A 23797-nucleotide genomic window follows, 5' to 3' on the forward strand; every position below is an offset into this window, starting at 1 on the left:
TCTGCCGTGACCGCTGCGAGGGCGTGCCGCCGCCGCTGGTGCGCACGCCAACCTACTCCGCCGAGTTGGGCTAAGATGCTCCAATCGGCCGGAAGACCGGATAGGCGCCGTTCACCGTGTCGTCAGCAGCAAAGTGAATTTGCACACGTTGCCCGATCGAGATCGATGCCACATCCCCGGTCACGATTGTGGTCAGCATACGAGGCCCTTCGTCGAGCTCAACATAAGCAATGACATAAGGCGCGTCGGTCCTTCGAAAAAACGTTGACGCATAGACATGGCCGAGGCCGCGGCTCTCTTGCCATCCAATCTCACTTGATAGGCAAAATGGGCACACCGCTCGCGGGTACCAATGGACTTGCCCACAGTCGATGCACTTTGGCAAAATGAAGCGCCCTGCCCGCGCGGCTTGCCAGAAAACAGCACCTTCAGAGCCAAAATCCCCCATCCGGACTTCTCGTTGTTCCATCCTCACGTCCGTTCCAGAATAAGCGTTGCGCTGGCGTGTCGCGTTGCCATGTGGCCGCCCGTGGCTTGGACACATGCGAGTTCGCAGTTCTTGACCTGGACCKCCGGCACCGCTTCTTGGCGCAATTGCCGGACCGCCTCGATGACTTTCGTAATTCCACCACGATTGGCCGGGTGATTGTTGCAGAGCCCGCCACCGTCAGTGTTCACTGCGAGCCGGCCGACATTGGCAATGAGGTTGCCGTCTGCCACGAAGGCTCCGCCCTTGCCTTTAGGACAAAATCCAAGGTCTTCCAACTGGATGATAACTGTGATGGTAAAGCTGTCGTAGATTGACGCGTACCTGATGTCGGCTGCGTCGATCCCAGCCTGCGAAAAGGCTTCCCTGCCCGATTGCGCAGCTGCCGAGTAAGTCAAGTCTATCGCCCCGGCCTCCTGATGTTTCAAGGCCAGACCCGCGCCCCTCAGGCGAATTGCCGGGCGGCGTAACGATACCGCGATTTCGTTTCTCGCCACCACGATAGCGCCGCCGCCATCGGTGATCAGGCAGCAGTCCAGTCGGTGCAAAGGGTCGGAGATCAAAGGCGATTGCAACACGTCATCGACGGTCACCAGCTTGCGCAACACTGCGTTGGGATTGTGTTGCGCGTGATGGGATGCGGCTACCCGGACCCAGGCAAGCTGTTCACTTGTCGTCCCGAATTCGTAAAAATGCCGCGCGGCTACGAGCGCGTAGTTGGCGACGTTCGGAACTGCGTAGGGCAGTTCCCAGATCACGTCGGGCGCCAAACTGTCCTTGACGATCTTTTTGGTCCCGGTCGTCACCCCTAAAGACTTCGGCCGCCCAGCCTGAGTTATCAGAGCCACGTTGCATTTGCCCATCTGGATCGCGGCACAGGCCTGCGCTACCTGAGCGACGGCAGAACTTCCCCCGACATCCAGCGTATCGCAATGCCTGAGCCTTAGATTCAGGTAGTTGGCCATGGACAGGGCGCCGCCGGGAGCATCTCCCGAGCAGAAATATCCGTCAACGTCATCTTTGGTTAGACCCGCGTCGGCGAGCGCACCTCGTGCGGCTTCTGCGTGGAGTTGAGCCACCGTTTTGTCGGGTGCGAGTCGTGTCGGGTGCTCGAAGGCACCGACGATCTGCGGTACGCCATTCATATATCGGCCTTCGCGTGACGTGCGCTATCCATCCCGGCGTCGACGGGCAGACGATAGAAGCGAGCGGCGGAGCGCCAGAACAAATCATCCTTCTCGGTCTGGTTGAAATTTTCTGCAATCCGCTTCATGGCGTTCCAACCATTGGAATAGCTGTAGCTTCCCTTGTCCATGGGAAAGTTGCTCTCAAACATGCAGCGATCGGTACCGAAAGCGTCCAAGACCGTTTCCATATAGGGCCGCCACGTCGCGGCCAGCTGCGCCGATGACGGTGCTACCGGTTGTTGTTCAAATCCGAACCCCGACAAGCCCAACCCTAGTCCACCAAGTTTAACCATGACATTCGGGCATTTGGCTAGATCTGAGATACCGGCAGACCACACGGAAAAGACTTCGTCCCGCTTTCCAGCATAGGCGCCAATCCCCGCGATACCACCGCAATGATCAAGAACGATTTGCGTTTCCGGAAATGCGCGAGCCAACCGGGCAAGGTGTGGGATCTGGTGAAACAGCAGCCACGCATCGAAACTCAGGCCCAATGGCGAAAGATGGGCAAACCCCGTTCGAAAAGCAGCGCTTTCGAGCATGTTTTCGGTTGGTTGATACGCGGGATTGACCATCGCCGGATCAGGATCCCATACGGCAATGTGACGTATGCCCCGAAATCGCCCTGGACCTTCGCCGAAGGCGCCGGCCGCGGCCAGATGAGCCTCCAGCACGGGCCGCACCGCATCGCCGCGCAGGAGGTCAGCAAAGCCGACAATACCAGCACATACGCGCACATCGCCGTAGCTTCCGCTTTCACTCATGGCTGCCACGCCGTTGGCAAACTCGGTCTCGCCGATCGGCCGCATGATGTCGGGACCGTCGGTGCGCAGCATGGCTCTTCCCTGCACATAGACAGTCGCCTGGACATTGTGCCCCTCGCCAATGTCCACCAACAGGTCGTCCAGAAGGTAACGCCAGCCCGGTCTGTCGAACAGATGATGGTGAGCATCGATGATCCTTTGGCCGGGCTGTAGCGCCTCTTCCTGACATGTGGCAAGCCAGAACGGCCGGATGGGGATGTGGCTGCGCTTCCCATTGTTGCTCATAGTTCTACCGCGACACCCATGACTTGCGGATCACGAAGCTCGGCGGCCCTGTTTTCCGGCAACCCAAGCTCGAACGCGTTGGCCGTCATCGCCACCAGGCAATAGTAGCCGATGATGGCAACCAGCTCGACCACGCCACGCTCTCCGAACTCCGCATTCGCACGCGCGTAAAGCGCATCGGACACGCGTCGTTGTTCCAGAAGCGCCTTGCTAACGTCATAGACGATCTGGTCCCTGGGCTTGGTGAAGACGGGAGCCATGCCAGCGGCGATCGTTTCGATAACCCATTCATCGATGCCGTATTGCAACGCGTACCGCCTGTGCGACGTCCATACCTGGTGCGCCGTCCAGTGTCGCGCAGTGAAGAGGATAACCAATTCAACCAGGTCAGGCTCAAGGCTTGTCTGGAACCGAAGAACCTCGCCCAGCTGCTGTCCGCGGCGGGCCAGTTCTGGATTCTGCAGCCAGGCGATCATCGGCGACGGGATCTTGCCTCGTGGGCCTGAAATGACCTCAGCGCATGCCGCGCGCTGTTCGTCCGTCATGGTTTGCACGTCAAGAGTGATCCTGGGCATGATCGTCACCGCGCTGCTGTCAGGCCGCCGTCAACAACAAGTTGCGTGGCAGTGATGTAACCGGCTTCGTCGCTGGAAAGATATACGACTGCGTTTGCAATGTCCCACGCGTCTCCCATTCGGCCGATCGGAATGCTGGCGTGGCGTTTCGCGATGAAGGCCTCTGGATCTTTCACATTGAGCTGTTTGATCAATCGGTTCTCGACCAAGGGCGTGTGCATGGTGCCGGGAATGACGACGTTGACGCGGATACCTTTCTTAACATAGGCGATTGCCGTGGAGCGGGTAAACGCCACCACGCCGGCTTTCGATGCAGCATAGGCGACGTGGACGCGGCCACCAACGGCCGCACTCAGGCAGGCAACGCTTGCCATGTTGATGATCGCGCCACCCTTGCCCTCGGCTGCGAACTGTTGCTCCATCACTGGCAGCACATGCTTGCATCCCATAAAGGCAGTCTTGAGGTTAAGCTCCATCTGGTTGTCCCAGGCCTCCTCGCTCATGCTGACAGGATCGCCTGGTGCGCTGCCCCCGACGTTATTGACAAGGATATCGATCCGGCCAAACTTATCCCGGCAACTGTCGACGGCGGCCTTTACCTGGCCGCTATCTGTCATGTTGCAGACTTTCGTGGCCCAATGTTCGTGCCCCTCCTGCGCCATGACGGCGGAAGTCGCCTCCAAAGCCTCTCCGCTCAGATCCACGCCGAACACCTTGGCGCCCTGACGTGCCATCAAGACTGCGATAGCCTTGCCGTTTCCCCATCCCTCGCCGGCAGACCCTGCTCCGGTGATGAAGGCGACTTTTCCCGTAAGATCAAGCATATGTCCTCCCTATGCGGGCGTGTCATGCACGCACCGCTCCATTGTCTTTGCCGCGCCGGAGCAAGCAAATGTCGACCGGCGCAGTCCAGGTGTCAGGCGATCAGCCCCTCTTCCAGGGCCTTAATCTGAAGCGCCAAGGGTTTGGAGTAGATCCGGCATTGCGCGAGACCTCCTCCCATGAACCAAAGGCCTTTCTGCGCAGTCGGTCGGTACATGTTGTTCATCTCGCCGTCCGGCGCGATGCCCCATACCGGTCCGATCTTGTCGGCAATCTCGCTTCCCAGAAGATGGCGCACCAACTCTTGTGGAGACAGATATCCGCTGGCTGTGACGATCAGGTCGGCTTTCTCGATCCGGCCGTTCTTCATCTTCGCGCCGTCTTCGCCAAAGCTGTCGATTTCGTCGAAATGCAACAGGCGGATTTTGCCATCGACGATGAGTTCGGAGCAGCCGACGTTGAGGTAGTATCCTCCGCCACGACGACGCAGCTTCATCTGGTGTCCCGTGTCGTCCTCGCCCATGTCGAGTTTGAAGCCTTTAGCCTTTAGACCTGCAATCAGGTCATTATCCATCTCCACCATCTTCTTCACGTTAAGCTGGTAGCTTCGGATCAAAATGGGGTTGGTGTTTGCTGACGCGATCAGGTCGCTGTCCTCGATCGGAAATCCTTCTGCGTAGAGAACATGGTTGATTTGCGACGCCTCGATACTGACAACGGTCGTTGAACTTCGCTGAACGATGGCGACGTCGGCTCCGTGGCTATGGAGATCCTGGGCAACGTCATGTCCACTGCTGCCGGTTCCAAGCACCAAAGCACGCTTGCCTTTCCATGCAGAGCCATCACGATAGTGGTGGGTATGCATGATCTCGCCCTTGAACGTCTCAAACCCCGGGAGATTAAGGTATTTTGGAATGCCGTTTACGCCATTGGCAAAAATGAGATGGCGGGGCCGCAGCTGCCGCTCACTGCCGTCCTGACGTCGAACGGTCGCAAGCCATTGGCCGGCCGCCTCATCGTAGCTTGCCCCCCTAAGCTCGGTTGCGGTCCAGACGTTCAGTTCCATCGCCCAGGCATACATCTCGAACCAACCGGCCAGCATGTCCTTTGTCAGAAGCTTCGGCCAATTCGGCGGGAAGGGAATATAGGGCATGTGATTGCGCTGCACCTCGTTGTGGAGGGTGAGCGAATGATAGCGGGAACGCCAGTTGTCGCCCACATGCGCATGTCTCTCGACGACGAGAGTATCGACGCCGAGCATTTTGAGCCTTGCAGCGATCCCAAGGCCCGCCTGACCTGCGCCGACAACGATAACGGCGGGTTCCCGGTCGCTGTAGGCCTGCTCACGTTTACGGATGTCGAGCCAGTTTTCGCCGCCAAAACCCTTGGAATAATTGCTTCCCGAGGGGCGATGCGCATAGAGCGGCTCCTCATGCCCCTTCAACTCGTCAACAGAGGTCAGCAACACCCAGGCCTTGTCCGGCTCGGCAACCGGCAGACGCAACAGCCCTTCCCCACGGCTGACCGGGGTTTCGAAGTCGAAGATTGCCTCGATCACCTCAACACCCGCTCGGCTGACGCGCCTTGGCGGCGTTCGGCTCGTCGACACGGAAAACCGCGCGGCCTTAACCTCCGTCTGAGTCTCGATCAACCGAGTTACAATCGCTGTTTTTCCCTCGAATTGGGAAACAGTCCAGGTGAACGCGACCAGATCCCGCCAATGGCAATCCTCACAGAACAGGTTTCCCAGCGATGTCCTGTCCGCGTTGGTGAGCGCATGTTCAAAACTGTCGAGCCACTGCTGGGCTCGTTCCTTTGCGGTGGCAGCCGATACATCGATCAACTCTTGTGCAAATTGCACTGTGGTCACTGGAAACCTCCCGGAAATGGAGGCGAGCCGTTCGCGGATAAATCCCTTGCGCAGTCTCGCCATGTCCTGTGGATGACCGGCAAACCGTGTCATCCTGATATGTTCCGCGGCACCCTAAGGCGATATCGATCGACCGCCTATAATCGCCTGCGCCAAAGATTATGGCGCAGGGCGCAATAATAGCGACCCGCAATTGCCCCTGTGGACATCAAGGGGGTGAGTGGATTGGAGGAGTCAGTGGTGGGGTCAGGCGACGGCGGCTCGGATCATTGCAAGCCTCGTCGCCAATGAGCGCGAAATGTGGTCTCTCGCCACATCCGCAGCCGCGTGGGCGTCACGTGATGAGATCGCCTTGATGAGTGCTGAGTGCTCTCGGGCAGCGCTCTCTAATCTGTTTTCATGCGAAAAGGTCGTCTTGGGCAAAAGAGCAATGGTCTCCTGCAGATCCTCTACCGCTGCCCGAAGATAGCGATTGCGAGCGGCGTCATAAAGCCGGGCATGAAAGGATCGATTTAGTTTTGCGGCTTCGCGGGGCGATGTTGCCGCGGCAAATTCTGCATTGAGGTCTTGAAGATTTGCTATCTCCGCATTGGTGGCATGTTGCGCGGCAAATTGCGCAACCAAAGCTTCCAGTTCCCCTCGCATCGCGTAGAGCTCGAACACCTGCTCTGTGTCGAGCGTTGCAATTGCCAGACCCCTGCCGGGTGCTGCCTGCAGGAGTCCCTTCTGTTGCAGTCGACCCAGCGCCTCGCGCACAGGCGTGCGGCTGATACCCAGCCGCTCGGCGACCTCTTCTTCGCGCAGCCGCCCCCCAGGCGGATACACGCCATCGCGAATAAACTCGAGAATGGAGCGATAGGCGTTGTGCCCCAACATCTGCCGCTCACCGGTTTTTGCCATGTCACTCGTCTCCGGCCGTCGCTCGTTCCGGTACTGGATTCTTTCGATAGGACCGCGCTCGTTTCCAATGCGGGAGACGGTCGACGGTTGCCAAGCAAAAGCAGATTTTGTGATATTGCGCAACTTTGCGCGCTATTGTATACAAACGAATACAAATCTAGAATAACACCGACTTTAGGGGCTGGGATGTCGAGACAGCAGCAGACAGCGCTGGCGCAGACGCGCTGGGACGTGATCGTGGTCGGTGGGGGCAACGCCGCGCTTTGCGCCGCTATCGAAGCCCGGCACGAAGGCGCGCGCGTGCTCCTGCTTGAAGGCGCGCCAAAGCCCTATCGTGGCGGCAATTCGCGCCACACCCGAAATTTTCGCTGCATGCATCAGGGGCCGATGTCGGTTTTGACCGGCGCTTATCGGGAGGACGAGTATTTCGACGACTTGATGCTTGTAACCAAGGGACGAACTGACGAGCATCTCGCCCGTATTGCCATCCGCAACTCCGAAGCCTGTCTGCCCTGGATGGAAAACCACGGTGTGGTGTTTCAGCCATCCCTGTCAGGCACCCTGTCGCTCTCCCGCACGAATGCCTTTTTTCTGGGCGGCGGTAAGGCACTGGTCAATGCTTATTACAACACGGCGTCCGACATGGGCGTTACCATCGTCTACGAAGCCAAGGTCCGTCACATTGTGCTGAAAGACGACCTGTGCGAGGCCATTCGTGTCGTTATCGGCGGGGAAGAGATTGAGCTTTCGGCAAAAGCCGTCGTGCTCGCCTCCGGCGGCTTTCAGGCCGACCTGGACTGGCTGGCGCGCGCTTGGGGTCCTGCCGCCCGCAACTTCCTCATCCGCGGAACGCCCTATAACCGAGGCGAAATTCTGCGCGATATGCTTGATTCCGGTGCAGAAAGCGTTGGCGATCCGACCCAGTGCCACGCGGTCGCGATTGACGGTCGGGCACCTCAGTATGACGGTGGTATCGTTACCCGTCTCGATTGCGTCCCTTTCTCCGTAGTTGTCAATAAGCATGGCCAGCGCTTTTACAACGAGGGAGAAGACGTTTGGCCGAAACGCTACGCTATATGGGGGCGCTTGGTCGCAGCTCAACCAGATCAGGTGGCATACTCCCTGATCGACGCCAAGAGCGTGGATCTTTTCATGCCGTCTGTCTTCCCGGCGATTTCGGCAAATTCGATACCTGACCTCGCCGAAAAACTCGGTCTTCCGGTCGATGCGGTGGAAAAGACCGTAGCCGCTTTCAACTCCGCATGCCGGCCCGGCAAATTTCATCCGACGGAACTGGATGGTATTTCAACCGAAGGTCTTGAGCCGCCCAAGACTAACTGGGCGCGGCCGCTCGATACGCCGCCCTACTATGGATACTCGCTGCGTCCCGGTGTCACGTTCACCTACTTGGGACTTAAGGTTGACGACAGTGCCCGGGTCAGTGGTGCGCACGGACGCTACCAGAACGTCTGGGCGGCCGGAGAAATCATGGCCGGTTCAATCCTGGGGCAAGGATATCTGGCGGGCTTCGGTATGACCGTTGGAACTGTCTTCGGACGCAAAGCCGGCAAGGAGGCCGCCGCTCATGCAAATTGATCTTTTTGCCCTTGCCGCCGCATCACCGTCGGAGGCGACGGCTACGGAAGAGGCTCGCCGCCAGCTCGAGATCTGCAATGCGTGCCGTTATTGCGAAGGCTATTGTTCCGTCTTCCCGGCCATGACATTGAGCCGGGCGTTCTCCGATGGAGACGTGACGCAGCTCGCCAATCTTTGTCACAATTGCCGCGGCTGTTTTCACGCATGCCAATATGTCGAACCGCACGAGTTCAAGCTCAACCTCCCCCGCGCCCTGGCCGAAGTTCGCGTCGAGAGCTGGGAAACGTTTATCTGGCCCCATGGATTGGCCCGATTATTTCAGAAGAGCGGCGTCTCACTGGCAGCTGCAATGATTGCGGGGATAGCCCTTATCCTCGCTGCGGCCTACGCGCTGCGCCCGGAGAACGGTCAGGGTTTTTACGCGGTTTTGTCCCATACTATTATGGCATCACTGTTTTCCCTCGCCTCGGTTTTACCGTTGATTGTCATTGCCGGCGGGCTCTGGCGTTATTGGCGCCATGTCGGCGGTGATCGTGTGACGCTTGCCCACCTTCGCTCCGCCTTTATCGATGCGGGTAAACTCAAGAACCTCTCCGGCGGGGCGGCCAAAGGGTGCAATTATGAAAAGGAAGATCGTTTCACCATGTCTCGCCGCTGGGCGCATCAGGCTGTCATGTGGGGATTCATGCTCTGTTTTGCCTCAACGGTGTCCGCCACGATCCTGCACTACGCGATTGACCTGAAAGCGCCCTATCGACTGCTTTCGCTCCCGAAGCTCCTGGGCGTGCCCGGCGGGATCTTGATGACCTTGGGCGGTATCGAGCTGATAAGATTGAAGATCCGGGCCGAAAAGGCACTAGGAGCTCCGGCGGTTTGGGGTGGCGAAATGGCCTTCGTGCTATTGCTGACAACCATCGCCGCCTCGGGTCTCGCACTCTATGGCGCCACTGGAAGCGCTGCAGTTCGACCCCTGCTGATCTTCCATCTGGGTGCCATCCTGGCCTTCTACCTGACGTTTCCATACACGAAAATGGTCCATGCCTTCTTTCGGCTAGCAGCCCTCGTGCGTGATGCACAAACCCGTCGCGACTGAAGGCAATCCCCTCATTGAAGGCTTGCCCGGCGAGTGGATCGCCGGGATTATCGACCTGCCGAAGTCGTCAAAGTCTGCAATGCGCGGGGACACAAGGGGCGGGCCAGAAAAGTAGAACCGCCTCACCCGGCACGGGCAAGGCCAACAGCAGCAACGACTGATGAAACGCTCCGATCAAGACATGACAGGTGAACCGCCTGGGCATGACGATGTTGCGTCGTTAGAGCAACCTGTCGCGAAACCGCGCGAGCGCAATACCAGGCATAATGAAGGGCAGACCAATCTGGGCGGCCAGCTGTGCGGCATGTTCAAGCGCTTGGTGCTCTATTTGGTAGCGGCCAATATCGAGCGCATCTGCTTCTACGGACGATAGCAGCTCTCCTGCGATGTGAGACCAAGCAGAGCCAGACTCAATCACGCGCGCTATATCCGCCACTGCGAGCCCGAATTTTCGCCCGACCTCAACCGCTTCCAGGACGGCGACCACATTGCACGCTGCGACGGCTCGTGCGAGAAGCTCATCCAGATTGCCTGTGGAGACAGGCGTTTCATGTGCTTGCCTGTTGTCATGAAGCTCGTCTGCAAGTCTGACCGATGAGAGTTTTTCGGTGAAAGCAATGACGTCATCGAGGCGCGCATCTTCGCCGAAAAGACCGATGACGCTTTGCATCAAACCGCGAGCGGTCGCGGTGAGTGGCAGAGTTGAGGCGGTTTGCGTCCCAAGATCCAAGGCACCATTGAGATCTTTGACCATAAGCGTCATGGCGAAATTCGTCGTCGAGCGGCCTTCGACCAGACCGAGGAGCATGTTGCGTGAGGTGAAATTCGCGCCGACGCTGCGGTTCAATGCCGTGACAATATCGGCCAACGGAAAGCCGGATTTGCGCCAGAGCGCCACGAGCTCAAGCGTGGCAAGCCTGTAGCAGGCCCCGATTCCATTTGTCAGCAGCTTCAAGGCCTGACCGTCGCCGACACGCTGTCCGCACCGCAAAGTTTTTGTGCTTAACCTTTCGAGAATTGGCTTGCCCCGTTCCCAGGCACCATCGGAACCGGACGCTATGATCGTTACCGTGCGATTTTGCGCCGCTGGGATACCGCCACTGACCGGCGCATCCATGAAGAGGACCTTACGTTCGGCAAGCCTGCGGGCAAAATCGATCGTCAGCTCAGGCACGCCGCTTGTCTGGTCGATCACCAGTCCGCCTGCACGGAGGTACCCCGCGATTCCATCTGCGCCAAAGAGAAGATCACCGACATCCGCAGATTTCGGAAGGCACAGCATGACGACGTCACAGCTCTGCGCCAGCGCTTGCGGCGTATCGGCGATGACTGCGCCAAGTTTTTCGAATGCGGCCAACGTGGCGGGATTTCGGTCATAGACCACAAGTCCCCCGTTCGCGATCAGATGACGCGACAGCGAACCTCCCATTGCCCCCAATCCGATATATCCAACCTTCACCGCAGTCTCCTCGCGTTGTTCAGATGCGGTCTGACCTGCCGCCATCCACATTCAGTGTCTGGCCGGTCACATAGCTTGAATCATCCGAGGCGAAGAACAGGATGACCGATGCCAGCTCGTCCAGGGTTCCGACGCGCCGCAGAAGCAGATGTTTCCTGCGATATTCAAGATGGTCCTCGACTTGTTGAGGCGTCCTGGTGGACGAGGAAAACTCTGTCAGGAAACTACCCGGTGCCACGCAGTTGACGGTGATGCCATCCGGACTGAGCTCGCGGGCCAGCGTTGTCGTCAACATGATCACTCCAGCCTTGGCAGAGGCGTAGGCCGCGCTCCCGCCGGGTGAGCCGGCCGTATTGTGGGGAGCAGCCCCCGTTCCGAGGGCGGAAGAAATGTTGACGATACGACCGGATTTGCGCGCGCGCATGTAAGGCGCAACGGCCTGCGAACAGAAGAAGACACCCTTGAGGTCGACCGCGAGGACGGGATCCCAATCGTCGCTGGTTGCCTCGGCAAACGCACGGTAGCGGGAAATACCGGCATTGTTGACCAGGATGTCGATCCTGCCAAACTCTGCATCAACAGACTTCATAAGACGATGAGCATCGTCTCGATTGGAGACGTCACAAACGTGGCCGGTCGCCGTTACACCCTTTTCTCGAAATTGTGCAACGGCAGCGTCTATGGCGGTGACATTGATGTCTGCGATGACAATGATCGCGCCCTCGGCCGCAAACGCATCGGCTGTCGCCTTGCCGATACCGGATGCGCCTCCGGTAATGATTGCTACCTTGTCCTTCAACCGCATGGCGGAACCTCTCTTTGTATCAGATCTGGATTTCGAACAGTCTGTGACGATTGCTCGGGAATTGATTGTTCTGGTGGGGTTGAGCGCATGCCCTTGTTAGAAACCGCTCGTCGGCACATCGACCTTGGCTGTGAACAAGGCGCCCCTGCGGTCGCCGGCCGCGATGCATTCGCTCGGCCCAAGATAGGTGGACAAAAAAAGCTGACGCCCGTCAAAGCCACCCAGTGTGCACGACACGCCACGCCCTTCGAATTGGAAGTGGTCGGTGACTTCCCCACCTACCAGCACCCGAACAAATTCTCCGGTGTTGAAGCAAGCGACCCAGACCGCGCCTTCGGCGTCCGCACAAATTCCGTCCGGTTGTCTCTCGCCCATGTCGGCAAAGACGCGGCTCCCGCTCAGTGTACCGTCCGCGGCAAGATCAAACGCGGTCAACCGTCCGACCCATGTTTCGGCGACCACCAGCGTACGTCCCGCGTCGATGACAACCGCGCCGTTGGGAAACTCTACTCCCTTGGCGACTTCGGTGATCGAACCGTCGAGGTCGACCCTATGCAGTGACGTCGATCTCGGCGTTTCGCCTGCGTCGTAATCGTAGCCGAAGTTACCGACGTAGATCCGACCAAGTTCATCGACAGCAAAATCGTTTACGTCGCCCGCGGCGTGAGCGCTAAGATCTGCGTATTCTTCCGTTTTACCACCGTGAAACCTCAGCAGCCTCTTATCTTTTGACGAGACGATGATCAGAGATCCGTCCGGTAGGAATCCAAGTCCGGAGGGACGGTGGGGAACCTGGCAGACGACCTCCCCTTCTCCTTCCGGTGAGATCGAATAGACGCGGTGATCGAATACATCCGACACCCAAAGACGGCCATCCCTCCATTTGGGGCTCTCCAGAAATATGAAATCGTCTGCGAAACGTTGCGCGTGCAGATGCCGCATCAAGCCCCTCCTCGGTTCTCTCGTAGATGAGTTGTTGCACCGTGCACCCGAATGATCCTCCATCATCCGAAACACAGCCTTTCATCAAATCACGACGCTACCAACCCGCATCAACCTGGATATTTTGGCCACTGATCAAGTCGGCTTGCGCCGACGACAAGAAAACTGCGAGATTGGCAATATCCATTGGCTCTATGCGGCGTTTGACGCTCTGACGCTCCAGAATCCATTGGTGATATTGCTCGCGGCGATCACCGTAGTGACGATACTCGGCGTCGGATACGACCGCACCTGGCGAAATTCCGTTGACGTTGATTCCAAATGGTCCCAGCTCACGTGCAAACCCCTTGATCAACCCGAACATCGCCCCTTTGGAAGCAATATAGGGCACGAAGCCATCCCAATGGCCAGTAAGCGTCATAGAGGTCAGATTGACGATCTTGCCGTATTTCTGCTGCTTCATGTGGCGGCTTGCAACGCGTGTCAGAACAAAGGCAGCTGACGAATTGATGCGCACCTCTTCTTCGTATTCGTCGATGGAAWAATCTTCAAAGGGTCTGTTGTGGACATGTGCAGCATTGTTGACCAGAACGTCAATTCCACCTACGTCTTCTGCAAGTTGGGAAACGGCGGCTTCAGTCCCCGGCAAATCACCAAGATCACATCCGAAATAACGCGCGTTTGGGGACAATTTTGAAACCGTCTCCTGCGCACCGGGAGATTCTGGACGATCCAAAGCGACAACATTGGCCCCCTCTTCGCTGTAGCGGGTCACCAGCGCCTGGCCGATCGTGCCGAGGGCTCCGGTGATGAGGACATTTTTGCCAGCCAATAGGGCCATTTCATTTTCTCCTATTTCATTGCACTATCGTGCTTCATTCAACCGATAATGAGCCTTGCACGGCGCCAGGCCGCGCAAGGCTTCAACGTCTTCCTGCCTTGGCTCAAAAGCGCGGGTTCACCATTCCGCCGGGCAGCCGGCCAGTGTGTCCTTTGTGATGATGGGAAGGTCGATAGTAACGAACTTGCCCTTCTTGTAGTCGGCATTGGTGGCTGCCGCATACATCTCCTTGAACATCAGCCGGCCAAGCATTTCAGGTTTGACGCAGACGGAGCCACTCAATTCGCCGGCCGCAATTGCTTCATTTCCGGTCTTCGATCCGCCGCTGGTTGCGATCAATTTTGTTTGGGAGCCACTTGCGCTAATGGCGCGGGCGCAGCCGATCGCCATGTCGTCGGCCTCGCTAAAGATCAAGTCGAGATCAGGCCGCGAGGTCAGGAAATTCTGGCAAATTGTCTGGCCGCTCTCCGGCGTCCAATCCGATGGCTGCGATGCGACGATTTCATATTTCTGGGCTGCGGCGTCGAGCCCCTTCTTGAAGCCCCGAATGCGTTGCTCGACAACGGCGTAACCGGGAGCGCCTTCGATGATCGCGATTGTCGCTGAACGATCTTTCGGCAGCAGGTCGAGTGCCAGCTTGGCAGCCTGCTCGCCCTCGACCACGTCGTCGGGGGCAACAAGCGCAGTGAGGCCCGGGTAGACGTCCCGCAGTTCGCGTTTGACGGGATCACCAACCTGGAGCGCAACGGCAACGATCGGAATCTTCTTGTCGCTGACACGGTCAACGAAGGATTGTGCCACGACCGAATCAAGTGGCAGAAAGCCAATCGCATCAACCTTCTGCGCAATCAGATCGTCGATCGAATTCCCCTGTTTTTCCACGCTCCCACGGGGGTCGAGCACCACTGTCTTGACGCCAGCTGCCTTAGCCTCGGCTTCAAAGCCTTTGGCTGTCGCCACGTTGTAGGGATATATCATGCTGCCTGGGACATAGCCGAACGTGAGGTCCTTCGCCCAGGGGTTTCCAGACATGACTGCAAGACTGCCGGCGCAGGCCAGTATAAGACGCGCAAATTTCTGCATTGGTTTCACTCCTCCTCTTTCCTCCCTGCCGATGTTGGCAGAGCGGTCTATTGGCCACGTTGTGGCACGCTGTCCCCGTGACATTTCGCTTGGCTGGCGTTCTCCCGACGCCATCTGCCTGCAATGTCACGCGGATAAACACTTAGCGGGAAGGCCGTTGGGCTTATATGAGTGAATCGGCAAAAGAATTTTGCACCTGGCGCAAAGATGGATTGCGCAGCGAGGTCTTAGAGGATGCTGTTTCGCCTATCTTGGGCATTGATATTGGCGCGCCATGGAACATGTGAAACGCAAGGACTGATCCGAATGGTCATCGTGGATGTAGACCACGACAATCGGGCGATCTAGAGCAAGGCCGGCTTCATAGATTATTCCGACATGTCCGTGCCTTTCGGCAGCCAATCGTTGACTCAGTAACGAGCAATTCTGACATTCAGCTTTGCAACCAACGCAACAATCTGGCGCGATTGGGTCTCCCTGGCGACTTAGGTCACTGTATTTTCGAGGTTTTCGGGCGCCGAACATCCTCGGTGGTGCAAATATGCTTTGGACCGAGCGCCGCGCTCACAGTTGACCGACTATTGGCGTTCATCATCATACGCCGTCCGTATTCAAGGGGCTGACGGTCGCTTCGGGAGGCGCGATGAATAAGGTGCCTTCCATGAGAGCCGCTTGACACGAGAGACGCTCAGCCAACCCATATGTCAGGAAAAAACCGATGGTCCCGTCTGAAGCAACAATCGATTGCGCCACAGCTCCAGGCGAACCGCAACGACTTAAAACGGATTGGAAACATATATTCAGTCTGCGGGAGATGGGCGTTTACTACGCGCTCCTTCTCCTTGTCTTGGTGCTTTCGATGACAACGACCTATCTTGGTCGTGCCAATTATCTAAGCCTGCTGAATGTCACCAATGTTCTTTATCAAGCGTCGTTGATCGGCATCATGGCGGTGGCGATGACTGTCATTCTGATCAGCGGTAATTTCGATCTTTCGGTTGCCTCCGTCGCCGCCCTGTCTGCGGCCGTCTTCGTCGGCAACGCGGATGCCATTGGCTTTTGGCCGGCATTTGCCGTCGCGATGACGGTGGCAATTGGGTCCGGCTTGCTAAATGGCGCGATCGTGCAATTCCTGGGAATAAACGCATTCATTGTGACGTTGGGGACGATGACCGCACTTCGTGGCGTCGTCCTGCTCTATACCAACGGTTATGCCCTGTCGGTCGAAAACACCGAAGTTATCGCAGCTATGCAGGCATTCGAAAGCGGTCGCATCAATGTTGGTTTCATCATGTTGGCGCTCGGCATTCTTTTCCTGGGATGCGGCGTGGCAATGCTCTTTCAGGCACAAAAACGTTCCATTGCGGTGCGCCCGGCTATGGCCGCACTGGCCGTGATTGGTGTGTGTCTTCTTGCCCTGAGCTGGACGACCAACCTACAACTCATGCTGCCCAAGCCCGTCCTATACCTGTTCGCCTTTACGGCGATTGTCTGGTTCACTCTTACGTTCACAATGGTCGGACGGCGGCTTTACGCAGTTGGCGGGAACGCAGAGGCTGCGCGGCTTTCGGGCATTAACGTGCTGCGCTACAAGATCCTGGCATTCGTGCTGTGTAGCGCCTCTGCAGGCTTTGCTGGGATCCTGTTTGCAAGCAGGCTTAGATCCATCAATCCGGGCGGTCTCTCCGGCGCAGAGTTAACGGTCATCGCGGCGGCGATCCTCGGGGGTACGTCACTCTTTGGTGGTGCAGGAAGTGTCATCAAAACGTTGGCCGGCGCGTTGCTGCTGTTTTCGCTGTCCAACGGCTTCAATATTCTCAATCTCGGTGCGAACTACCAAGGTCTTATTGAAGGAATCGTCGTCGTGGTAGCTGCTGCGATCTATACGGTTGGCGGTAAGAATCGCGCCAAGACGCTCGGTGCAAAGACACAATAATTCAACTCATCTCTACTCTTCGATATCTCATTTTGTCTTCGCCCACGCGCACTCTGCCTTAGCGCATTTTCGAAAAAATCGGAGCCAAGTTGATCTGCGTGAGCCCCTAATGTCACAATGGCAACTTACCGCGAGAGCGTGATGCGGGAGGGCAGACGAGGTTCGGAGTCATGTGCCTGATAGATGCCTGCCCAGCCTTCCAAAAATACACCGTGAGGAATGGTGCAAGTCAGCGAAAGATATAATTTCAGCTTATATGCCAAGGGACAGATCTTGGCTTTTTCCTTTACATAAGGGGCCTAACGAGATCGATTGGCCACCGTATCAAAGCCGTCGGGTGGCCTTGAGCACAGGCGTGCTGGGAGGTCAGCGCGGATGCCAGATCATGTTGACCTGAGCATCTGGCTTAAATGCCAAAATTTGGGAGGAAGTCATGATTTCAAGAAGAGAAGTATTGATTGGGGCTGGCGCGGTTGGATCAGCTGCCATGCTTTCAAGGGTTGCCAAGGCGCAGGCCAAATGGCCTGCCCGCCCGATCACAATTACAATCGCCAATGCGCCGGGAGGCGATGACGACACGTTGAGCCGGTTCTTGGCGGAAACGCTTACATCCGAACTCGGCCAAGCCGTGGTCATCGAAAACCGTGGAGGCGGATCGACCACTATCGGAGTAACCGCAGCTTCATCGGCAAAACCCGATGGCTATAACTTTCTGTGCCTGCCCACGTCTGGTCTCGTACAGACCGTTCTGCGCGACAAACTACCCTACACTCTTGACAGCTTCACGCCGATTGTCGGGATTGGCGGTTATCCCCTGGCGCTTATAGCGTCCAAGAAAGCTGGGATAAACACCATCGATGACCTTATGGCTGCGGTTCATTCTCCCGAAGGCGTGACTTTTGCGAGCGCCGGCGTTGGCACCATTGCGCACCTGACTGGGACGGCGTTTATCAAGGAAGCCAAGGGCAAAGGTATCAATGTCTCCTATAAAAACAATCCGGACGGCAYTCAGGGAATTGCCGGCGGCTTTACCCAAATGATGTTTGTGTCCGCACGTGAAGGGGCAATCCTCAAGGACGACGAGAATGTGAAGGTGCTTGCGGTCACATCGGCAGCCCGCACCAGCAATCTTCCAGACGTGCCGACCACCACTGAGATCGGTTACCCGCAAATCGATGGGCGAGTCTGGTACGGCTATCTTGCCCCCGCCGGTGTTCCTGAAGAAGTCGTGGCCAGGTTTGCTGCGGCGGTCGTCAAGGGAGTTCAAGATCCGAAATTTCAGGACCGCTTTGGCCCTCTCTCATTCCATACAGATCTCAAGACCGGTGAAGAATTCACGGCATTTCTCAGGAGCGAACAGGATCGGTTTCGCAAGATCATCACCGAGAACGATATCAAGCTGAACAACTAGGTCTATTGGCCATCTGCAGCCAGGGTGACGGCCATTTGCCAAGGACCGTCCCGCCTCTGCCCAGTCGTTCGACGCCGACGCCAGGAGTGGCGTCGACTTTTATCGTAACACCATCAGGACCGAGTTCAGGAGTAAGCATGCAAAGGTACCAGCTCTTTATCGACGGCGCGTTCACCGATGCAGAAGGTGGCGAATGGATCGAAAGTGAGGATCCTTATCAGGGCAAGGTTTGGGCAGAGATCGCCCGCGCAACGCCTGGTGATGTTGACCGTGCCGTCAATTCCGCAGTCAAGGCAATGGAGCGCGGTCCGTGGAGTAAAATGACAGCCAGTGCCCGCGGCAAGGTTCTCCGCAAGATCGGTGATCTCGTCGTCGCCAACGCCGACAGGATCGCGCGGATCGAGGCGCGCGATAATGGCAAGCTTCTCACCGAGGTTCGCGGCCAGCTGAACGGCGTTGCCGAATGCTGGTACTACTTCAGTGGTCTTGCCGACAAGATAGAGGGATCCTCGATTCCGATCGAGAAGGCGGACACTCTTGCGTTCACTCTTCGCGAGCCCATCGGTGTTGTCGCAGCGCTCACCGCCTGGAATTCACCGATATGGTTTGCCACCGTTAAATGTGCGCCCGCGCTGGCGGCCGGATGCAGTGTTGTCGTCAAACCGTCCGAATTCGCATCCGCGAGCACGCTTGAGCTTGCTGCTCTCGTTAAGGAAGCCGGCATGCCGGATGGCGTGTTCAATGTCGTCACGGGTTTTGGGCACGACGTCGGCGCTGCACTGGTCGAGCATCCTGGCGTGACGAAGATCACCTTCACAGGATCGGATGCAACCGGCGCGAAAATCTACGAAACGGCTGCCAGACATATGAAACGCGTGTCACTCGAACTCGGCGGGAAATCGCCTAACATCGTGTTTGAGGATGCGAATCTCGATCTGGCGGCCGCAGGTGTTGTATCCGGGATTTTCGGTGCGTCTGGCCAAATGTGCACGGCCGGCTCCCGTCTCCTTGTCCACAAGTCGATCAAGGAGGCTTTCACCGCGAAACTGATCGATCTTGCCAGCCACATCAGGCTGGGCGATCCGATGGACCCGAATACAAACGTCGGCCCCATCGCAACGGCGCCCCAGTTCAAGAAGGTTTTGGATTATCTCGATATTGCTCGGGCAGACGGAGCTCGCTGTATTTTGGGTGGCTACGCTGCTACCGGCGATGGCCTCACCGGCGGACAGTTCGTCCAGCCGACAATCTTTTCCGATGTGACCAATAGCATGCGCATCGCCCAGGAAGAGGTCTTTGGCCCGATCCTATCGATCATTGAGTTTAACACGGAGGACGAGGCGATCGAGATCGGGAACGATATCGCTTATGGTCTCGTCGCTGGGGTCTGGACGCAGAATATCGGCCGCGCCATGCGAATGACGAAGGCATTGAAGGTCGGTACGGTGTGGGTCAACACGTATCGCGCTTACAGCTACATGATGCCATTTGGCGGGATGAAGAAATCGGGGCTGGGACGCGAAGGCGGAATCGAGGCGATCAATGAATACCTCGAGACGAAAAGCGTGTTTCTGTTCACGTCCGACGAAGGGCCGGTCAATCCCTTTATCATGCGGTAGGTTCGGTAAAGGCTCGCCGTCTGCCACTTTTCGTTGACGTGACGAGCTGCCACGGATCGGCATCCTGACATTGCGCGATCTATATCGAATGACAGGCCCATTCTTGAGACATGCTGACAGGCATTCTGCTCACCGAGGACCTAACAAAAATTCGGGGAAGACCTCAAATGCAAGACCAACCGGAAGAAACCACAACTGGAAAATTAAACGCCAAGGATATTGCCACCGGCGTGTTCTTGATTGCCGTCGCGGCCATCGGTTTGCTCCTGAATCTGGAAAACGCAACGGGCACGGCCGCCCAAATGGGCCCCGGCTACATGCCCATGCTTATTTTCTCGCTTTTGGCGATCCTCGGTGTCGCTGTGATCGTCGTTGGATTGCGAAACGGTCCAGATCCGCTCGAAAGGTGGGCGTGGAAAGAATTGGTTCTTATCCTTGGAGCCATGGCCGCGTTCGGCGTGCTGATCGAACGGATTGGCCTCGCTTTGTCGGTCGCAACCGTTGTCGTGATCGCCAGCATCGCCGACCGCTCGCACTCCGTGTTGGGCATCGCAGGCATGACGGTTGCTCTGGTTTTCATCTGCTGGCTGGTTTTCATCCTGGGCTTGAATTTGAACGTCTCGTTCCTGCCCCCTGGCCTGACCGAACTGTGAGCGAATAAACATGATCGACAATCTCGCGCTCGGCCTCTCGGTCGCAATGACGTTTCACAATCTCGGCTTTGCATTCATGGGCTGTCTGATCGGCACCGCCATTGGTGTTCTGCCGGGGATCGGGCCGTTGGCGACGATCGCTCTGCTCTTGCCTCTTACCTTCGCACTTGATCCCGTGACAGCAGTGATCATGCTTTCCGGCATCTATTACGGGGCACAGTATGGAGGATCCACTTCGGCAATCCTTCTCAATCTGCCCGGGGAGGTCACGGCTGTCGTGACGACGCTTGAGGGCCACAAGATGGCCCTGAAGGGCCGAGCAGGCGCCGCGCTGGCGGTCTCTGCGCTGGGATCGTTCTTCGCCGGCACGGTCGCCACCCTCGTGGTGGCCGCCTCTGGACCGCTGTTGACGTCGTTTGCGCTTTCGTTCGGCCCCGCCGAATACTTTTCACTCATACTTCTCGGACTGATCATTGCAACGGTCCTTGCCCAGGGCAGCATCTTCAAGTCCATTGCAATGCTTGCGCTCGGTTTGGCGCTTGGATTGGTCGGAACAGATATCCAAAGCGGCGAGGTTCGCTTCTCGCTCGGGTTTTTCGAACTCTTCGAGGGGATTGACTTCGTTGCTGTTGCCATGGGGATATTCGGTGTAGCCGAGATCGTCAGGAATCTGGAAAATCCAGAAAATCGCAACAAGACCATTTCCAAGGTTGGAAGCCTGATGTTGACCAAGGAAGAATTCCGGCGAGCAACTCCTTCGGTCATTCGCGGCACCATCGTCGGATCCGTGCTGGGAATTCTTCCGGGCGGCGGTTTAGCCCTGTCGACATTCGCATCCTACATTCTGGAGCGGCGCGTCTCAAAATACGGCCATGAATTCGGAACCGGTGCGATTGAAGGTGTTGCCGGTCCGGAGAGTGCGAACAATGCCGCGTCCCAGACCTCGTTCATCCCCATGCTCACGCTAGGCATTCCTGCCAATGCGGTCATGGCGCTGATCATCGGTGGTCTGATGATCCACGGCATCCAGCCGGGTCCGGGAGTGATTCAGTCTCAACCGAAGCTCTTCTGGGGCCTGATTGTCAGCATGTGGATCGGCAACCTCATGTTGCTTGTCATCAACCTGCCGCTCATCGGTGTCTGGGTGTCGCTGCTCAAATTGCCTTACCGCTACCTCTATCCAACCATCCTCGTTTTCTGTGCCATCGGTGTGTACTCCGTCAACTACTCCGCGTTCAACGTTTTCGAGACGGTGCTCTTCGGTTTCGTTGGCTACCTGCTTTACAAGCTGAGGTGTGAACCTGCGCCTTTGCTGATCGGCTTTGTACTTGGCCCGATGTTGGAAGAATATCTGCGACGAGCCATGGTTGTCTCTCGCGGCAATCCGATGGTGTTCGTTGAGCGTCCGGTCAGCGCAGTCTTGCTCGCGATTGCGGCTGCTGCACTGCTGGCAATGCTGCTGCCAACTATTCGGAAAAAGAAGGATGAGGCGCTGGAGGAATAAAGTCGGGCGGCAGGTTCTGTGGCTCCGGTAGAGTGATCAGGAAGAACCGGTGCCTGCGCCGTGCGTATTGCGGTATCAGGCCCGGATAATCGCCCACATTCGACGATCTCGGATTCAGTAAACACGGTGGCGCTGGTCCAGGACTCGACCTCGTTGCCGATCATGCTGTTCTCGCTGGTATCCGGCACGCTAGCCGATAGTTTCGACCGCAGGCAGATCATGCTGATCGCCTCCGCGCTGCTCACCGTCTGCGCCTGGTTCGGCCTCATCACGCCCTGGCTGCTTCCGTTCTTCACCTTCCTCATCGGCTGCGACGCCGCACTCAATAATCCGTCCTGGCAGAGGCCTCCGTCGGCGAATGGCGCCGCGCGAGGTGCTGCCGGCGGCGGCGCTGAACAGCATGGGCACCAACATCACCCGCCCGGCAGGTCCGGCGATCGGCGGCGCGATCGTCGCTGCGGCCGGTGCGCCGCCGCCTTCGCCGCCAACACGCTCAGCGCGTAGTGAACTTAACTGCCGCACGTCCATACTCGAGCGCCCGTCTTGTTGGCCGTCAATGCCTGAGCGATTTTTGCCCACTGGTCCATTGCTGCCGTGCGCACCACGCGATGATGGCGGGAAGATATGTCATGGCGCGGGATATTGAACAAGTTGGCAATCGGGTCATGAACAGAGACGAAGCGTTGGAGATGTCGCCTCGACTTGAAGCGCTTCATGATCCGTTCTCGTCGTCGGATGGGCTGACGGGAATTCTCCGCCCGATTGTTTAGTCCCTTGTGCGATCGACGCTCTAAACCGGGCATGATATCTCGCTTTGCGGCGTCGCAAGAGCGCAGCGTGTCGGTGATCATCACACGCGGCGTGCGGCCTTGACCCCTTAAGAGCTTTCGCATTAGGTGCTTTGCCGCCTTGGCGTTGCGGCGGCTTTGCACCAGAACATCGAGAACGAAACCGTCCTGATCGGCGGCGCGCCACAGCCAGTGTTTCTTGTACTTCAAACTTCGTTACGCAGACATTCGATGTAATTGAGCACGGTTGCGCTGTGGACGCCATGCCGCCAAAGCAAACTCATCTCCATCTCCGGCAATGGGTCCAAAACGTCCAGGAAGACGACACCTGGAAAATTAAGCGTCCGCACCGCTGATGGCGAGAACGCGACGCCCAGACCCGCCGACACGTAAGCCATTAAGCTTGTAATGTGGGTAGTCTTGTAGACGTGACGCGGAGAAAGACCGGGTATTGACGACAATGCTCCTTCGACATTGGACCGGCCGTCGGCCTCTGCATAAACAGCCAGGCTCTCTCCGGAGATATCGGCGATAGACGCCGACCGGGCAACCGCAAGCCGATGGTTGTCCGCAACCAGCAGAAGCCAGGGCCATCTACCGACCGCTTTTGATTCGACGCCCGTGACGTCACTTCCGACAGTTGCCGCGAATCCAACGTCGATCTCGTGCTTGAGCAGCGCCTCCGGGATCTCTCCGCTGGGCATTTCCTTCAACGTCACGGTGACCCGCGGCCAGTTTAACTTGAAACGTCTGACCGACGAAGAGACGAGACCGCTGATGGCAGCGTTCGCACCGAACCCGAGCCGAAGGGTTCCGGTCGCCCCGCGCGCGAACTCGATGACTGTGTCTATGGCGTTGCCTACCTGGGAAAGTGCGGCGTAGCTTTCACGGAGAAACTCCCGTCCGGGCTCCGTCAATTCCACCTTTCGTTTGGACCTTTCGAGCAGTTCGACGCCAAGGATGCGCTCGAGAGACTTTATCTGCGCGGTGAGGGCCGGCTGGACAATATTGAGCCTGACAGCCGCCCGCCCAAAATGGAGTTCTTCCGCAACGGCCACGAAATAGCGGAGATGACGCAATTCGACCGCTGCCTTGCTGGTTCCATGGACATCCATCTCTGATCACTCCCGATGATTGCACGCAAAGCAAAAGCTATTGGAAATGATAGATCAACCTG

The 23797-nt window shown here is 57.5% G+C and carries 20 protein-coding genes and 2 pseudogenes; 8 read left to right on the forward strand and 14 right to left on the reverse strand.

The genetic code is table 11. The features are described from left to right. Nucleotides 1–70: 70 nt before the first annotated feature. The 7 genes from AC1D1Z_RS14680 to AC1D1Z_RS14710 form a co-directional block, all read right to left on the reverse strand. Entirely contained in the window at nucleotides 71–469 is a 399-nt protein-coding gene (locus AC1D1Z_RS14680; RefSeq protein ID WP_063828065.1) for a Zn-ribbon domain-containing OB-fold protein, read from the reverse strand. Nucleotides 470–471: 2 nt separating this feature from the next. Beyond that, nucleotides 472–1632 carry a thiolase domain-containing protein gene (locus tag AC1D1Z_RS14685; RefSeq protein ID WP_477850988.1) on the reverse strand — a complete coding sequence of 387 codons (1161 nt, stop codon included), beginning with the start codon at nucleotides 1630–1632 and terminating at the stop codon, nucleotides 472–474. Beyond that, nucleotides 1629–2723, reverse strand: coding sequence for an amidohydrolase family protein (locus AC1D1Z_RS14690; RefSeq protein WP_128408771.1), 1095 nt, complete (start codon nucleotides 2721–2723; stop codon nucleotides 1629–1631). The genes AC1D1Z_RS14685 and AC1D1Z_RS14690 overlap by 4 nt, the downstream gene beginning before the upstream one ends. Beyond that, complete coding sequence (locus tag AC1D1Z_RS14695) at nucleotides 2720–3298, reverse strand: carboxymuconolactone decarboxylase family protein (protein WP_065276600.1); 579 nt, start codon at nucleotides 3296–3298, stop codon at nucleotides 2720–2722. Before AC1D1Z_RS14695 ends, AC1D1Z_RS14690 begins: the two co-directional genes overlap by 4 nt. 5 nt (nucleotides 3299–3303) lie before the next feature. Next, nucleotides 3304–4122: an SDR family NAD(P)-dependent oxidoreductase gene (locus AC1D1Z_RS14700; RefSeq protein WP_065276578.1), complete on the reverse strand. Its 819-nt coding sequence runs from the start codon at nucleotides 4120–4122 to the stop codon at nucleotides 3304–3306. 92 nt (nucleotides 4123–4214) lie between these two features. Beyond that, a complete protein-coding gene (locus AC1D1Z_RS14705; RefSeq protein WP_115156444.1) occupies nucleotides 4215–6083 on the reverse strand; it encodes a flavin-containing monooxygenase in 1869 nt (622 codons plus the stop codon). A gap of 153 nt (nucleotides 6084–6236) precedes the next feature. After that, on the reverse strand, nucleotides 6237–6890 hold the full coding sequence (locus AC1D1Z_RS14710; protein WP_018517173.1) for a GntR family transcriptional regulator: 654 nt from the start codon (nucleotides 6888–6890) through the stop codon (nucleotides 6237–6239). A 186-nt stretch (nucleotides 6891–7076) separates the two neighbouring features. Between AC1D1Z_RS14710 and tcuA the strand changes: the two genes are divergently transcribed. Continuing rightward, nucleotides 7077–8486, forward strand: coding sequence for an FAD-dependent tricarballylate dehydrogenase TcuA (gene tcuA / locus AC1D1Z_RS14715; protein ID WP_018517172.1), 1410 nt, complete (start codon nucleotides 7077–7079; stop codon nucleotides 8484–8486). Further along, nucleotides 8476–9579, forward strand: a complete 1104-nt coding sequence (gene tcuB / locus AC1D1Z_RS14720) for a tricarballylate utilization 4Fe-4S protein TcuB (protein WP_018517171.1) — start codon at nucleotides 8476–8478, stop codon at nucleotides 9577–9579. Before tcuA ends, tcuB begins: the two co-directional genes overlap by 11 nt. A gap of 220 nt (nucleotides 9580–9799) precedes the next feature. Here tcuB and AC1D1Z_RS14725 read toward each other — a convergent pair whose 3' ends face one another. The 5 genes from AC1D1Z_RS14725 to AC1D1Z_RS14745 all read right to left on the reverse strand — a co-directional run bounded on the left by AC1D1Z_RS14725 (nucleotide 9800) and on the right by AC1D1Z_RS14745 (nucleotide 14823). Then, on the reverse strand, nucleotides 9800–11038 hold the full coding sequence (locus AC1D1Z_RS14725; RefSeq protein ID WP_162804538.1) for an NAD(P)-dependent oxidoreductase: 1239 nt from the start codon (nucleotides 11036–11038) through the stop codon (nucleotides 9800–9802). Between the two features lie 19 nt (nucleotides 11039–11057). Then, nucleotides 11058–11843, reverse strand: coding sequence for an SDR family NAD(P)-dependent oxidoreductase (locus AC1D1Z_RS14730; RefSeq protein WP_028757306.1), 786 nt, complete (start codon nucleotides 11841–11843; stop codon nucleotides 11058–11060). A gap of 96 nt (nucleotides 11844–11939) precedes the next feature. Further along, on the reverse strand, nucleotides 11940–12785 hold the full coding sequence (locus AC1D1Z_RS14735; protein WP_065276581.1) for an SMP-30/gluconolactonase/LRE family protein: 846 nt from the start codon (nucleotides 12783–12785) through the stop codon (nucleotides 11940–11942). Between the two features lie 97 nt (nucleotides 12786–12882). Then, nucleotides 12883–13626: an SDR family oxidoreductase gene (locus AC1D1Z_RS14740; protein WP_477850995.1), complete on the reverse strand. Its 744-nt coding sequence runs from the start codon at nucleotides 13624–13626 to the stop codon at nucleotides 12883–12885. Nucleotides 13627–13743: 117 nt separating this feature from the next. After that, nucleotides 13744–14823 (reverse strand): sugar ABC transporter substrate-binding protein, encoded by a 1080-nt coding sequence (locus AC1D1Z_RS14745; protein WP_245484529.1) that lies wholly within the window; start codon nucleotides 14821–14823, stop codon nucleotides 13744–13746. Between the two features lie 604 nt (nucleotides 14824–15427). Between AC1D1Z_RS14745 and AC1D1Z_RS14750 the strand changes: the two genes are divergently transcribed. The 6 genes and pseudogenes from AC1D1Z_RS14750 to AC1D1Z_RS14775 all read left to right on the forward strand — a co-directional run. Continuing rightward, nucleotides 15428–16645: an ABC transporter permease gene (locus AC1D1Z_RS14750; RefSeq protein WP_245308413.1), complete on the forward strand. Its 1218-nt coding sequence runs from the start codon at nucleotides 15428–15430 to the stop codon at nucleotides 16643–16645. Between the two features lie 433 nt (nucleotides 16646–17078). Next, nucleotides 17079–18056 (forward strand): Bug family tripartite tricarboxylate transporter substrate binding protein, encoded by a 978-nt coding sequence (locus tag AC1D1Z_RS14755; RefSeq protein WP_477850998.1) that lies wholly within the window; start codon nucleotides 17079–17081, stop codon nucleotides 18054–18056. Nucleotides 18057–18193: 137 nt separating this feature from the next. Continuing rightward, on the forward strand, nucleotides 18194–19675 hold the full coding sequence (locus AC1D1Z_RS14760) for an aldehyde dehydrogenase (protein ID WP_115156445.1): 1482 nt from the start codon (nucleotides 18194–18196) through the stop codon (nucleotides 19673–19675). A 167-nt stretch (nucleotides 19676–19842) separates the two neighbouring features. Next, nucleotides 19843–20328, forward strand: coding sequence for a tripartite tricarboxylate transporter TctB family protein (locus AC1D1Z_RS14765; RefSeq protein ID WP_065276586.1), 486 nt, complete (start codon nucleotides 19843–19845; stop codon nucleotides 20326–20328). 10 nt (nucleotides 20329–20338) lie between these two features. Then, nucleotides 20339–21832, forward strand: a complete 1494-nt coding sequence (locus AC1D1Z_RS14770; protein WP_018517161.1) for a tripartite tricarboxylate transporter permease — start codon at nucleotides 20339–20341, stop codon at nucleotides 21830–21832. A gap of 162 nt (nucleotides 21833–21994) precedes the next feature. After that, a pseudogene (locus AC1D1Z_RS14775) lies at nucleotides 21995–22330 on the forward strand (MFS transporter); the annotation flags it as partial. A gap of 11 nt (nucleotides 22331–22341) precedes the next feature. Here AC1D1Z_RS14775 and AC1D1Z_RS14780 read toward each other — a convergent pair. Further along, nucleotides 22342–22833 (reverse strand): annotated as a pseudogene (locus AC1D1Z_RS14780) (IS6 family transposase); the annotation flags it as partial. Continuing rightward, entirely contained in the window at nucleotides 22827–23735 is a 909-nt protein-coding gene (locus AC1D1Z_RS14785; RefSeq protein ID WP_018517159.1) for a LysR family transcriptional regulator, read from the reverse strand. The gene AC1D1Z_RS14785 and the pseudogene AC1D1Z_RS14780, both read right to left, overlap by 7 nt. Nucleotides 23736–23797 lie beyond the last annotated feature (62 nt).

It is taken from the genome of Rhizobium sp. P1_E1 (genome assembly GCF_056406015.1).